Genomic DNA, 12,351 nt, shown 5'->3' on the forward strand with positions numbered 1-12,351 from the left:
GTGCGTGGCGCCTCTGGAGGTGCCGGTGTGCCGTATGCGGGGCCTGACGGAAGCAAGACTCTGCCGGAACGGGACCGCGGGAAGCAATTCTCCGTTGCGTGTGAAAGGTCACACCCCGTTTGGCGGACCTGAATTACGGAAAAGACGCCGCAACACGCCGCCGCCCGGCTAGGCTGCTTGGCCCGCCGGGCGGCGTCAACGTCCCAACCCGTATCAGATCTGACCTTCCTCCAGCATTTCGGTCACCAGTGCGGCGATGCGGGAACGCTCCGAACGCGTGAGCGTCACATGAGCGAAGAGCGGGTGCCCCTTCAGCTTCTCGACCACGGCGACCACTCCGTCGTAACGGCCGACCCTGAGGTTGTCCCGCTGGGCCACGTCATGCGTGAGCACGACCCGGGAATTCGTGCCGATCCTGGACAACACGGTCAGCAGGACGTTCCGTTCGAGCGACTGGGCCTCGTCCACGATCACGAAGGCGTCGTGCAGGGAACGGCCCCGGATGTGGGTGAGCGGCAGGATCTCCAGCATGCCGCGCCCCAGCACCTCCTCGATGACCTCGCGCCCGGAGACGGCCGAGAGGGTGTCGAAGACGGCCTGCGCCCAGGGGCTCATCTTCTCGGCCTCGCTGCCGGGGAGATAGCCGAGCTCCTGCCCGCCCACCGCGTACAGCGGGCGGAAGACCATCACCTTCTTGTGCTGCCCGCGCTCCAGCACCGCTTCGAGCCCCGCGCAGAGCGCCAGCGCCGACTTGCCGGTGCCGGCCCGGCCGCCCAGCGAGACGATGCCCACCTCCTGATCGAGCAGCAGGTCCAGGGCGATGCGCTGTTCGGCGCTGCGGCCGTGGATGCCGAACGCCTCCCGGTCGCCTCGGACGAGCCGCACGTTGCCCTCGGGCGTGACCCGGCCGAGCGCCTTGCCGCGTTCGGACTGGAGGACCAGGCCCGTGTGCACGGGCAGCTCGGCGGCCTCGGGGACGTACAGCGTCTCCTCGGTGAAGAGCAGGTCCACCTGGTCGGCGGCGAGGGACAGTTCGGCCATGCCCGTCCAGCCGGAGTCGGTGATCGCCAGCTCCGCGCGGTACTCCTCGGCGAGGAGGCCGACCGATGACGCCTTGATGCGCAGCGGAAGGTCCTTGGAGACGACCGTGACGTCGTACCCCTCGGCCTGGAGATTGCGCGCGACCGCCAGGATCCGTGAGTCGTTGTCCCCCAGCCGGTAGCCGGCGGGCAGGACGCCGGGATCGGAGTGGTTGAGCTCGACGCGGAGCGTCCCGCCGAGATCCCCGAGGGGGATCGGCGCGTCCAGCCGGCCGTAGCGGACCCGGAAGTCGTCCAGCAGGCGCAGGGCCTGGCGGGCGAAGTAGCCGAGCTCCGGATGGTGCCGTTTGGCCTCCAGTTCCGTGACCACGACGACGGGGAGCACGACCTCGTGCTCGTCGAAGCGGGCCATGGCGTTCGGATCGGCCAGCAGGACGCTGGTGTCGAGGACGTAGGTGCGCCTGTCGGGCAGGCGGCGCTTTGTGCTGGTCACCACGGAAGGACGTACCCCCTCGGAAGAGGCTGGCGTGCGACGGCGGGCCGTCGCGGAGCATCCCGCTTGTCATCGGCGCCCACCTGGTTGGCGACCGGGCGCCGGCCTGTCAGGGATATGCCCTCATACCCGGCCGGCCATGCCGACCGGATCTCTTCCGGGGACTGCGAGGCGGGCCCCGCCCCGGCTCAGCCTCCGTAGCGCCGGTGGCGGGCGGCGTAGTCGCGCAGGGCCCGCAGGAAGTCGACCCGGCGGAAGGCCGGCCAGAAGACCTCGCAGAAGTAGTACTCGGAGTGCGCGCTCTGCCAGAGCATGAAGCCGGAGAGGCGCTGCTCGCCGCTGGTCCGGATGACGAGGTCGGGGTCGGGCTGGCCGCGCGTGTAGAGGTGCTCGGAGATCAGGTCGGTGGAGACGATCTCGGCCAGGTCCTCGAAGGAGGTGCCCTTGGCGGAGTGGTCCAGGAGCAGGGAGCGCACGGCGTCGGCGATCTCCTGCCGGCCGCCGTAGCCCACGGCGACGTTGACGAGTATCCCGTCGACCCCGATGGTGGCCTGCTCGGCCTCCTTGAGCACGGTCTGGGTGTGGGCGGGCAGCAGGTCGAGCGTGCCGACGTGGTGGACCCGCCAGCGGCCGTCGGCGGCCAGGCCGCGCACGGTGTTCTCGATGATGCCGAGCAGGGGGGTCAGCTCGGACTCGGGCCGGTCGAAGTTGTCGGTGGACAGCAGCCAGAGCGTGACGACCTCGACGTCGGTCTCGCTGCACCAGCCCAGGAGCTCCTTGATCTTGTCGGCCCCGGCCTGGTGGCCCTCGGCCGCCGTGCCGCCGGACGCCTTGGCCCAGCGCCGGTTGCCGTCGAGGATGACGCCGATGTGCTTGGGCACCTGGGAGTGGTCGAGGCGGGCCTCCACCCGGCGCGCGTAGAGCCCGTACACCAGGTCGCGCAAGTTCACTGAGTCCACCTCTCGGTTCCGTGCGGGCCCGCCGGCCCCTTCGCCAGGGGTCCGGGGTCGTCCCCTGGGGATCGGATCGCCGCACTGGAAGGGGGCGGATCGCCCCGCCGTGTCATGGCAGTCCCGTCAGGCCACATTACTGCGCGGGCCCCGCACCCACCCAACCCGGCCTGTCACAAGTCCGTGATAAGGAGAGATTCGTGACTGATTCCTCTTCCCCTTACCAGGCCGCCGCGACCCGCTACGACTCCATGGAGTACCGCCGCAGCGGACGCAGCGGGCTCAAGCTGCCCGCCGTCTCGCTCGGCCTCTGGCACAACTTCGGCGACGACCGCGCGCTCGGCTCCCAGCGGGCCATCCTGCGCCGCGCCTTCGACCTCGGTGTGACCCATTTCGACCTGGCCAACAACTACGGCCCGCCGGCCGGCTCGGCCGAGCTGAACTTCGGCAAGCTCTTCCGCCAGGACTTCGCCCCGTACCGGGACGAGCTGCTGATCTCGACCAAGGCGGGCTACGAGATGCACCCCGGGCCGTACGGGGAGTGGGGGTCGCGCAAGTACCTGCTGTCGTCGCTGGACGCCTCGCTGAAGCGGATGGGCCTGGACTACGTCGACATCTTCTACTCGCACCGCTTCGACCCGGACACCCCGCTGGAGGAGACGATGGGGGCCCTGGCCTCCGCCGTGCAGCAGGGCAAGGCGCTGTACGTGGGGGTGTCCTCGTACGACTCCGCGCAGACCGCCGAGGCGGCGCGGCTGCTGCGGGAGATGGGCGTACCGGCCCTGATCCACCAGCCGTCCTACTCGATGATCAACCGCTGGACCGAGGAGGACGGGCTCCTGGACACGCTGGAGGCGGCCGGGATGGGCTGCATCTCGTTCGTGCCGCTGGCCCAGGGCCTGCTGACCGGGAAGTACCTCAACGGCATCCCGGAGGGCTCGCGGGCCACACAGGGCAAGTCGCTGGACCCGGACCTGCTGTCGCGGGAGGTGGTGCGCCGGCTGAACGGGCTGAACGACATCGCGCGCCGCCGGGGTCAGTCGCTCGCCCAGCTGGCCCTGAAGTGGGTGCTGCGCGACAGCCGGATGACGTCCGCCCTGATCGGCGCGTCGAGCGTGGGTCAGCTGGAGGAGAACGTCGCGGCGCTGGCAGGCCCGGAGCTGTCGGCCGAGGAGCTGAAGGAGATCGACGTCTTCGCCGTCGACACCGAGGGCACCAACATCTGGGCCGCGCGGGGCTGAACGCGCGCCCGGCCCGGTGCCGGGCACAAAAAAACGGGCCGGTCCGTGGGGGGGGGTTACGGACCGGCCCGAGGGGGGGTTTCCACCATAACCCTTCGTAAGTGATGCTGGGTGCCGCGGCGCGAAATAATTACTCTCCGAGAGTGAGAGGCTTCGCTCCGGTCGCTGGTCGGCGCTCGCCGTACGCCTCTGACCTGCGGGGACCTCGTCCGGCCCGGGATCGGCAACGGAGACACGCCCGAGACGTCCACAGGATGTCCACATTCCGCTCGTCAGTGGCCGCCCCGGGGCTTCACACAGCCCGTTCCCTCCATGTAGCGACCGTGCGCCTCCGCGTTGACGAGTCCGTTGACGACGCCGTCCAGCGAACCGTCCACGCAGAGGGTCCCGAGGGTCAGGGTGAACGAGGTGCGGTGCGTTCCGAAGGTGCTCGTGGTGACCGATCCCTCGGGGTATCCGAGGGCGCGGAGCGCCTGCGAGACCGTCTCTTCGGTGGACTTGCCCCCTTCCGCGAGCGCGGCGAGCCCCTGCTTCACCCGCTTCACCTCCGTCTCGCCCCGGACGCGGTCCGCGTCGGACAGGTCGAGGGTGGACTGGAAGGCGTGGTTCTCGGCGTAGTGCGGGTTGGCGTCACCGCCCTGCGGGGCGCTCGGCTCTGTGCCGGGCGCGGCGCTCGGGCTCGCGGGGACCGAGACGGCCGAGGCCGGAGGCGGCGCCGCGTCGCCGGGGGCGGCCCGGACGTCACCGCAGCCGGTGAGGGCGGAGGCGGTCAGAAGCAGGGCGGCCGTACGTCTCGCGGAGGTCATGGGTACGAGTATGGAAGATCAACCCGGCAGGTGGCGGCGGGAGTTGCCACCCGATGCCGTTCCGTCACGTAGCGGCCGCCGCGCCGCGGTGGCCACGGGTGAAGCGGACGCCCACGGTGTCCCCGCCGACGACCACGAAGCGGCCGCCCTCGCAGCGGATCACGGCCTCGTGGACCTCGCCGCGCTCGTCCCGGCGCTCGTCCGTGCTCAGCACCGTCCAGCCGCCTTCCGGGGGCTGAGGCAGACCGGCCAGACCGGCGAACTCCCACTGGGCGGCGGGCACACACCAGTCGGGCAGCCGCGGCCAGGTGCCGGCGCCCACGTGCAGGGTGCCGTCGGAGGCGCAGGTCAGGCGGACCGACTGGCCGTCGTCCAGGATGAAGGAGACGGCCTCCGGCTCACCCATTCGCCCCTCGGGGCGGTAGAAGACCCCGAGGACGCGGACGATCCTGGCCCCCTTGAGCCACTCGGCGCCACCCCGGCGCGGGCCGCGCGCGGCATCCCCGTCGGTGCCGAGGTTCATGGCCAGCTCCTTCCCCGAGCGCTCGGGACCAGGGTGCCATTGTTCGGGTCCTGTGGGGGTGTTGGTCTCACGCGGGTTTGCGGGCCTCGATCAGGAAGCGGGTGGTGTGGGCGACGAACGGGCCCTCGGTCTCCAGGCGGTGGTGCAGCGCCGCGAGTTGGGGCCGGTACCGCTCGACGGTGAAGCCGGGCACCATCCAGATCACCTTGCGCAGGAAGTAGACGACGGCCCCGATGTCCAGGAACTCGGTGCGCAGCCGCTCCGACCGCAGGTCCACCACGTCGAGCCCGGCCGCCTCCGCCTCGGCCCGCGCCCGCTGCGGGTCGCGGGCGCCGCGCACCTCCGGGGGCTGCGGCCCGAGGAAGTACTCCACCAGCTCGAAGACGCTCGCGGGGCCCACCTGTTGCGAGAAGTACGTGCCGCCGGGGGCCAGCACCCGGGCGATCTCCGCCCACCACGTGGTCACCGGATGCCGGCTGACCACCAGGTCGAACGCCCCGTCCCCGAACGGCAGCGGCGGCTCGTCCTCGTCCGCGACGACGGCCACCCCGCGCGGGTGCAGCAGCGCGGTGGCCCGGGCGATGTTCGGCGGCCAGGACTCGGTGGCGACGGCGAGCGGCGGCAACTCCGGCACGGAGGCCAGCACCTCACCCCCGCCCGTCTGGATGTCGAGCGCGGCCCGCGCCCGCCCCATCCGCTCCCCCATGGCACGCGCGTACCCCCAGGAGGGCCGCTGCTCGGTGGCCCGCCCGTCGAGCCAGGAGAAGTCCCACCCGTCGACGGAAACACGGTCCGCCTCCGCGACGAGGGCATCGAACCGGGCGGCTTCGCGGGGCGTGGGCGGGATGGCGTCGGGCGTTGCGGGCATGGCCCCATGGTCCCAGCCGGACCGGGGGGACGGCGACCGCATTACGGGTCGGCTCACGCCCGCCAACGGCGCCCGGGCGCGCCGAGCCCTCCGTGGTCACGCCGCCAGCGCGCCGAACAGCAGCCCCAGGAACGCCCCCGCGATCATGAACGGGCCGAACGGGATGCCCGTCCTGCGGTCCGCGCGGCGCAGTGCGACGAGCGCCGCCCCGTACACCGCGCCGAACAGGAACCCCGCGAAGCCGCCCGCGAAGACGACGGGCCAGCCGTACCAGCCGAGGGCCGTGCCCAGGGAGAGGGCCAGTTTGACGTCGCCGAAGCCCATGCCGCGCGGGTTGATGAGGAAGAGCAGGAAGTAGAACGCACCGAGGACGAGCCCGCCGAGCAGGGCCGAGAGCCAGGAGCCCGCGTGTTCCGGCAGGAGCGCGGCCAGGCCCAGGAGTACGGCGGAGGCTCCGGCGGCCGGGAGGGTCAGCCCGTCCGGCAGCCGGTGCACGCGGTGGTCGATGCTCGCGAGGAGCACGGCGACCGGCGCGAGCAGCAGCCAGGCCGCCAGCTCGGGACGCGTACCGGTGGCCCAGGCCAGGGCGGCGCAGGCGAGCGCGGTGACGACGGGGGCGAGGCGGTGGGGGGCGTATCGGGGGGCGGGCCGTGGCGCGCCCCCGGCCGCCGGGACGGCGCCGGGCGCCCCCGTGGGCACTTCCGCGATCGCCCGCTCCGCGCACCCGCCGCAGCGTGCCGCGCCGAGCCAGGCACGGCCGGGGCCGGTGAGGGGGTGGCCCGCCGGGCAGGCGTCCCGCCAGGGTTCGCCGGGCGGAACGGAGAACCGGTAGGCGGCGCGCGGGACCAGGAGCCCGGTCGCGGCGCCCCAGAGTGCGGCGACCCCTATCAGCATGGCGTACACCTGGGCGATCCTAATCGGCGTGCCCCGGACGGGGGTTGCGCCTGTGGATTCGGGCCCGGCGGCGGGCCGGCGCCGCTACCGTCGGGCCATGGCTCGATGGCGCGATGGCGCGGGGACCCTGACGATCACGGACCGGGACGGGGTGACCGAGACCCGGGTGCCGCTGCGGATCGCGGCCTCGTACCGGCACCGGGCGCGTGGGCTGCTCGGCCGGGACGGGGTGGACGGGGCGCTGATGATCACGCCGTGCGGCAGCGTGCACTCCTTCCGGATGCGGTTCACGATCGATGTGGCCTACCTGGACCGGAAGTTCAACGTACTGGCGGTCCACACCATGAAGCCGGGCCGGCTGGGACTGCCCCGGCCGCGCGGCCGTCATGTGATCGAGGCGGAGGCGGGCGCGATGACGGCGTGGGGGCTGCGGCCGGGCGTACAGGTCCGGGTCGAGCAGGCTCCGTAGGGGCCCATGCGCTATCTGCGGGGCACGTCGCTGCCGTAGACGACCCACGGTGACTGCTGGAAGGAGTTCACGCCGGACAGCTGCGGCTGGGCGGCGGCCACTTCGGGCAGCAGCGCGAGCGTGTCCGGCCAGCAGTCGAAGTACACCGACCCCTTGACGATGAAGCCCGCCCAGTCGGTGGCCGTCGAGGCCCCCTCGCGGTCGAGCACGAAGCCCACGCAGAGCAGGGAGGCCCGTCCGATCGCCTCGCGCACCGCGCGGACCACCCGTTCCCGGGCGTCGCGGTCCAGCGCGCCGAGGCCGAAGCGCAGTTCCACCGTGCCGTCGTCGGTCCGGCCGATCCTGGCCCGTATCTCCTCGCCGTCGGGCAGCCAGAGCAGGAAGTCGATCCGGTCGAGGCGTTGCAGCCCGGCCAGCAGCACGAGTTGGTCCCGGCTCACCCAGGACTGCGTACCGGAGGGTTCGGTGCCGGGGCTGATCAGGGTGATGCGGCGGGTGACCGGGTGGTCCGCCCGCACCCCCGCCGCCTCCAGGTCACCGAGCAGCGACTCGGCGTCGGGGCGACTCCAGCACAGGTGGTACGAGCAGAAGAAACCGTCACTCATCGGCGCGTCACCTCGGAACTCGTGGTGGCTGCCCGCCCCGCGCGCGTCCACCGCACGGGGCGGCGGCGTGGGGGCCGGCGGGTGGTCGGTATCCGAGCGTACGGGCAACCCCTGGTCCGGGGCCCGGGTCCAGGAAGCCCGTGCGCGGACGCCCGGCGGCCTGGCTCGTCGGCGCGCTGGAGGTGGACGCACTCGCGGTCAGCCCACACGCCCGGGGGACCGGCCTGGCGGCCGCGCTGCTGGAGTCCGTCACCGCGTCCGCGCCCGGGGGCCGTTGCTGGCTGCTGACCTCGGGGGACGCCGAGCCCGCGGTGCGCCTCTACCGGAGGCTCGGCTGGCGCCGGGTGCCCGGCCCGGCGGAAGGCCCGGACATCGCCGTGTTCCTCGGCCCCGAACACCCGGCGCTGCGGGATCCGGCCCTGCGCGCCGGGGCATAAGCGTTGGACAACCCGGTCCCGCCCCGGGAAGCTGTGCGGCGATGACACGCACCGATACGCCTCCCGCATGGGACGAGCGCACCCAGCTGACCACCTTCCTCGACTACACCCGCGCCACGGCCGTCGCCAAGTGCGAAGGGCTCTCGCAGGAGGACGCCGTCCGCGCTCCCCTGCCCGGCTCCCCGCTGATGACGATCGCGGGGGTGGTCAACCATCTGCGCTGGGTCGAGTACTACTGGTTCGAGGTGGTGTTCCTCGGCGGCGAGGACGAGGGCCCGTGGACGGACGAGGACCCGGACCGCGAGATGCGGATCGCCGTCGACATGCCGCTGGCCGATGTGCTGCGGGAGTACGAGGAGCAGTGCGCCCGCTACCGGGAGCTGGTCGCGGCCCACGGTCTGGACACCCGGGCCGAGCGGAAGCGCTCCAACGGCACGAGTCCCGATCTGCGCTGGATCCTGCTGCACCTGGTCGAGGAGACGGCCCGTCACAACGGCCACATCGACATCATCCGCGAGATCGTGGACGGGGTCACCGGGGACTAAGGGGTGTTGCGGAAGGCCGGGCCCGGTCCAGCTCGACGTTGAACTGGGCCCCGGACAGCAGCGCCAGGTTGGTGAACCAGACCCAGATCAGGAACACCACCAGCCCCGCCAGTGAGCCGTACAGCCGGCTGTAGGAGCCGATGTACGTGGCGTACAGCGCGAATCCCGCCGACGCGACCAGCCACAGCAGTGCCGCGAGCACCCCGCCGGGCAGCGCCTGCCGGGCCCGGCGGGCCGGGGCCGGGCCGGTGCGGAAGAGGACCGTGATCAGCCCGGCGACCAGGCACAGCAGCAGCGGCCACTTCAGCACCGCCCACACCGCGTCCCCCACATGGGTCAGGCCGAGCCGGCGCCCGGCCCAGCGCGCCGGCGGCCCGGTGAGCACGAGAGCGAACGCGCTGGTCATCATCAGCAGGAGCAGCCCGACCGCCCACGCCACGATGATGTGCGCCTGGCGCAGCGCCGGCCGGGTGTCGCGTACGCCGTGCATGGCGTGCAGCGCCCGCCGGAACACCGCGAGATAGCTGGACGCCGACCACAGCGCGCTGACGGACCCGGTCGCGACGAGCAGCCAGACGGCGCCGCGCTGCTGGGTGGCGGCCTCCAGCGGCTCGCGCAGCGCTGCCGCCGCCTCGGCGGGCGCGAGGGCGGTGATGTCGGCGATCAGCGCACCGGTGGCGCCGGGGCTGGCGAGCCCGATGACGGACACGGTCACCAGCAGCGCGGGCAGCAGGGCGAGGATCGCGTAGTACGTGAGGGCCGCGGCCCAGTCCGCTATGTCGTCGTTCCACAGCGAGACGGGCGTGCGGCGCAGCGCGAGCGGCCAGCGCCGGGGCCCTCCGGGACGGGGGCCGGGGGCGGTCTGCGAGGTTCTGCGCGGGTGGGGCGGGGCCCCGGCGGCGGTGCCGCTGGACTGACTGGACACGGTTGCGGCTCCGAGGACGTGAGCGGGGTGAACGGGGCTGCGTCGGGGTACGGAGCCGGGCCCGCCCCCGCCCTTCCTCTTCTGCTCGCGTTCCCGCCCGGTACACCCCGTTCCGCACCGGGGAGAGCCGTCGGCCCCTCCTTGTCGTACCCCGCCCGTACGCTCCCCCCATGAGCGTCTCCCTCTACTACACCGCGCGCCGCGCGACCCCGCTGACCGGGTCCGAATCGGCCGCCGTCACCCGTATCGTCAGCGCACGCCAGACGTCGTTCTCGTACGAGGACGAGGAGAGCCTGTACGTGTACGACCCCCGGGCGGCGGAGCCGGGGACCGTCCTCGACGGCTCCACCAAGATGCCGTTCGACCCCGGCCGACTGCTGCCGGTGGTCGCCCATGTGCTGGATTCGGTCACGGAGTTGCGCCGGGCGCTGCCGGACGCCGACTGGCAGGTGCACATGGACGACCTGGACGTCGAGTGGGACGAGGCGAGGGGCTACGAACTGCCCGGCATGCGCGACCCGGACCTCATCGCGGAGCTTTCGGCGGAAAGCGAGCGCTGAGCGACCGGAATCCGTTTGCTGAGGCCCCGGCCCCCGCCTACCTTGGTGCGCATGGGTTCTCTGTGATACTCCCCCCGCGCCTGCGTTGAGCCCGGCTCCGCAGTAGCGCGTTCTCCCGCGCATCCGCTCTCCCACGCCTTCGCGGCTCCGTGACGCTGCCCTTCCGGCACGCGCCCGCGGTGTGCCGTCGGCGTGCGCGGACGCGCCCCGACCACCGCGCATCGATCGGCACGGGCCGAGAATCAGGGGCTTCGCATGCACACCGGACAACTCACACTGCAGAACGTCACCCGCCGCTTCGACGACCGCGTCGTGCTGGACGACGTCACCTTCACCGTCAGGCCCGGCGAGCGGGCCGGCGTCATCGGCGACAACGGGGCCGGCAAGTCCACGCTGCTGCGGCTGATCGCCGGGCTCGACCGGCCCGACAATGGTGAGCTGACCGTCGTCGCGCCCGGCGGCACGGGCTACCTCGCCCAGTCGCTCGCCCTGCCCGCCGGGGCCACCGTGCAGGACGCGGTGGACGTGGCGCTCGCCGGGCTGCGGGAGCTGGAGGCCCGGATGCGCCGGGCCGAGGCCGGGCTCGCGGGCCTGGCGGGCGCGGAGCTGGCCGCCGCGCTCGACGCGTACGCGCGGCTGGTCGCGCGGTACGAGGCGCGGGCGGGTTACGAGGCCGACGCGCGGGTGGACATCGCCCTGCACGGTCTCGGGCTGCCCGGTCTGGACCGGGACCGGCCGCTGTCCACCCTGTCGGGCGGCGAGCGGTCGCGGCTGGCGCTGGCGGGGACGCTGGCTTCCCGGCCGGAGCTGCTGCTGCTCGACGAGCCGACCAACGACCTGGACGACCGGGCGGTGGACTGGCTGGAGAACCACCTGCGGGCGCACCGGGGCACGGTGCTCGCGGTGACGCACGACCGGGTGTTCCTGGAACGGGTCACCACGACGGTCCTGGAGGTCGGCGAGGGCCGGGTGACCCGGTACGGGGACGGCTACGAGGGCTACCTCGCCGCGAAGGCCGCCGATCGCCGGCGCCGGCTGCGGGAGTACGCGGACTGGTGCGACGAGCTGGCCCGCAACCGCGAGCTGGCCGCGTCCAACGTGGCCCGGCTGGACGCGATCCCGCGCAAGGTGCCGCTCAGTGTGTTCGGGCACGGGGGGTTCCGGGCGCGGGGGCGGGGGCACGGGGCGATGGTCCGCATCCGCAACGCGAAGGAGCGCGTCGAACGGCTCACGGAGCGGCCGGTCGCGCCGCCGCCGGATCCGCTGGTGTTCGCCGCCCGGGTGACCACCGCGGAGGCGTCCGCTCCCCCCATCGCGGCGGAGCTGGCCGGGATCCGCGTCGGCCGTCGCCTGTCGGTGCCCGCGCTGCGGATCGGGGGCGCGGAACGGCTGCTGGTCACGGGGGCGAACGGGGCCGGCAAGTCGACGCTGATGCGGGTGCTCGCGGGTGAGCTGCGGCCGGACGCGGGGACCGTGCGGACGCGGGGGCGGGTCGGGCACCTGCGGCAGGAGGAGACGCCGTGGCCGGCCGGTCTGACGCTCCCGGAGGCCTACGCCCACGGGCGCGGCGGTGACCTCGACGCGCACACGGAACACCTGCTGTCGTTGGGCCTGTTCGGCCCGGCGGACCTGCGCCTGAGGGTGGGCGAGCTGTCCTACGGGCAGCGGCGCCGGATCGAACTGGCCCGTCTGGTCGGCGAACCCGTCGACCTGCTGCTGCTGGACGAGCCGACGAACCACCTCTCCCCGGCGCTGGTGGAGGAACTGGAGGGCGCGCTGGCCGGGTTCGGGGGTGCGGTGGTCGTCGTCACGCACGACCGGCGACTGCGGGAGCGCTTCCGCGGGAGGCGGCTGGAACTGGACGGTGGACGGGTGGTGGAGCGTACGGAGGCGGCGTGACTGGCTGGTGAACCCCTGGCGCGATGGCGGAAAACAGCCCCCTCCACAGGGGGCCGGTATCGGTCATATGAACACCAGCCGACATAGGGACAGCTG

14 protein-coding genes are annotated in these 12,351 nt (G+C 73.0%); 6 read left to right on the forward strand and 8 right to left on the reverse strand.

The features are described from left to right. Positions 1–213: 213 nt before the first annotated feature. Positions 214–1,536: a PhoH family protein gene (locus tag ACZ6C6_RS12280; protein ID WP_161212621.1), complete on the reverse strand. Its 1,323-nt coding sequence runs from the start codon at positions 1,534–1,536 to the stop codon at positions 214–216. A gap of 185 nt (positions 1,537–1,721) precedes the next feature. Further along, entirely contained in the window at positions 1,722–2,483 is a 762-nt protein-coding gene (locus ACZ6C6_RS12285; RefSeq protein ID WP_469201762.1) for an isoprenyl transferase, read from the reverse strand. Positions 2,484–2,683: 200 nt separating this feature from the next. Here ACZ6C6_RS12285 and mgrA point away from each other — a divergent pair, with 200 nt between their 5' ends. Further along, positions 2,684–3,724, forward strand: coding sequence for an L-glyceraldehyde 3-phosphate reductase (gene mgrA / locus ACZ6C6_RS12290; RefSeq protein ID WP_469201764.1), 1,041 nt, complete (start codon positions 2,684–2,686; stop codon positions 3,722–3,724). Positions 3,725–3,996: 272 nt separating this feature from the next. On the opposite strand, the gene ACZ6C6_RS12295 is transcribed toward mgrA, so the two are convergent. The 4 genes from ACZ6C6_RS12295 to ACZ6C6_RS12310 all read right to left on the reverse strand — a co-directional run bounded on the left by ACZ6C6_RS12295 (position 3,997) and on the right by ACZ6C6_RS12310 (position 6,824). Continuing rightward, positions 3,997–4,530, reverse strand: a complete 534-nt coding sequence (locus tag ACZ6C6_RS12295; RefSeq protein ID WP_469201767.1) for a hypothetical protein — start codon at positions 4,528–4,530, stop codon at positions 3,997–3,999. A gap of 64 nt (positions 4,531–4,594) precedes the next feature. Further along, positions 4,595–5,053 (reverse strand): hypothetical protein, encoded by a 459-nt coding sequence (locus ACZ6C6_RS12300; protein WP_469201769.1) that lies wholly within the window; start codon positions 5,051–5,053, stop codon positions 4,595–4,597. 67 nt (positions 5,054–5,120) lie between these two features. Beyond that, positions 5,121–5,921 carry a class I SAM-dependent methyltransferase gene (locus tag ACZ6C6_RS12305; RefSeq protein WP_469201771.1) on the reverse strand — a complete coding sequence of 267 codons (801 nt, stop codon included), beginning with the start codon at positions 5,919–5,921 and terminating at the stop codon, positions 5,121–5,123. Positions 5,922–6,017: 96 nt separating this feature from the next. Beyond that, complete coding sequence (locus ACZ6C6_RS12310; RefSeq protein ID WP_469201773.1) at positions 6,018–6,824, reverse strand: prepilin peptidase; 807 nt, start codon at positions 6,822–6,824, stop codon at positions 6,018–6,020. Positions 6,825–6,912: 88 nt separating this feature from the next. Between ACZ6C6_RS12310 and ACZ6C6_RS12315 the strand changes: the two genes are divergently transcribed. Beyond that, complete coding sequence (locus ACZ6C6_RS12315) at positions 6,913–7,284, forward strand: DUF192 domain-containing protein (RefSeq protein WP_469201775.1); 372 nt, start codon at positions 6,913–6,915, stop codon at positions 7,282–7,284. Positions 7,285–7,295: 11 nt separating this feature from the next. On the opposite strand, the gene ACZ6C6_RS12320 is transcribed toward ACZ6C6_RS12315, so the two are convergent. Continuing rightward, entirely contained in the window at positions 7,296–7,889 is a 594-nt protein-coding gene (locus ACZ6C6_RS12320; RefSeq protein WP_469201777.1) for a hypothetical protein, read from the reverse strand. Positions 7,890–8,029: 140 nt separating this feature from the next. Here ACZ6C6_RS12320 and ACZ6C6_RS12325 point away from each other — a divergent pair, with 140 nt between their 5' ends. After that, positions 8,030–8,326 carry a GNAT family N-acetyltransferase gene (locus tag ACZ6C6_RS12325; RefSeq protein ID WP_469201779.1) on the forward strand — a complete coding sequence of 99 codons (297 nt, stop codon included), beginning with the start codon at positions 8,030–8,032 and terminating at the stop codon, positions 8,324–8,326. A gap of 41 nt (positions 8,327–8,367) precedes the next feature. Then, positions 8,368–8,871: a DinB family protein gene (locus ACZ6C6_RS12330; protein WP_469201781.1), complete on the forward strand. Its 504-nt coding sequence runs from the start codon at positions 8,368–8,370 to the stop codon at positions 8,869–8,871. Here the strand turns inward: ACZ6C6_RS12330 and ACZ6C6_RS12335 are convergent. Further along, positions 8,858–9,796: a YihY/virulence factor BrkB family protein gene (locus ACZ6C6_RS12335; protein ID WP_469201782.1), complete on the reverse strand. Its 939-nt coding sequence runs from the start codon at positions 9,794–9,796 to the stop codon at positions 8,858–8,860. The two genes, ACZ6C6_RS12330 and ACZ6C6_RS12335, sit on opposite strands and share 14 nt — an antisense overlap. Before the next feature lie 170 nt (positions 9,797–9,966). On the opposite strand from ACZ6C6_RS12335, the gene ACZ6C6_RS12340 reads away from it, so the two are divergent. Next, complete coding sequence (locus ACZ6C6_RS12340) at positions 9,967–10,356, forward strand: hypothetical protein (RefSeq protein WP_469201784.1); 390 nt, start codon at positions 9,967–9,969, stop codon at positions 10,354–10,356. A 255-nt stretch (positions 10,357–10,611) separates the two neighbouring features. Further along, complete coding sequence (locus ACZ6C6_RS12345; RefSeq protein ID WP_469201786.1) at positions 10,612–12,255, forward strand: TlrC/CarA/OleB/SrmB family ABC-F type ribosomal protection protein; 1,644 nt, start codon at positions 10,612–10,614, stop codon at positions 12,253–12,255. Positions 12,256–12,351 lie beyond the last annotated feature (96 nt).

The organism is Streptomyces sp. NPDC041814 (genome assembly GCF_055590565.1).

What these genes read in the sequence shown, in the direction of transcription:
- ACZ6C6_RS12295 (WP_469201767.1), bottom strand. Translation starts at nt 4,530, where the DNA reads ATGACCTCCGCGAGACGTACGGCCGCCCTGCTTCTGACCGCCTCCGCC.
- ACZ6C6_RS12300 (WP_469201769.1), bottom strand. Translation starts at nt 5,053, where the DNA reads ATGAACCTCGGCACCGACGGGGATGCCGCGCGCGGCCCGCGCCGGGGT.
- ACZ6C6_RS12305 (WP_469201771.1), bottom strand. Translation starts at nt 5,921, where the DNA reads ATGCCCGCAACGCCCGACGCCATCCCGCCCACGCCCCGCGAAGCCGCC.
- ACZ6C6_RS12315 (WP_469201775.1), top strand. Translation starts at nt 6,913, where the DNA reads ATGGCTCGATGGCGCGATGGCGCGGGGACCCTGACGATCACGGACCGG.
- ACZ6C6_RS12320 (WP_469201777.1), bottom strand. Translation starts at nt 7,889, where the DNA reads ATGAGTGACGGTTTCTTCTGCTCGTACCACCTGTGCTGGAGTCGCCCC.
- ACZ6C6_RS12330 (WP_469201781.1), top strand. Translation starts at nt 8,368, where the DNA reads ATGACACGCACCGATACGCCTCCCGCATGGGACGAGCGCACCCAGCTG.
- ACZ6C6_RS12340 (WP_469201784.1), top strand. Translation starts at nt 9,967, where the DNA reads ATGAGCGTCTCCCTCTACTACACCGCGCGCCGCGCGACCCCGCTGACC.
- ACZ6C6_RS12345 (WP_469201786.1), top strand. Translation starts at nt 10,612, where the DNA reads ATGCACACCGGACAACTCACACTGCAGAACGTCACCCGCCGCTTCGAC.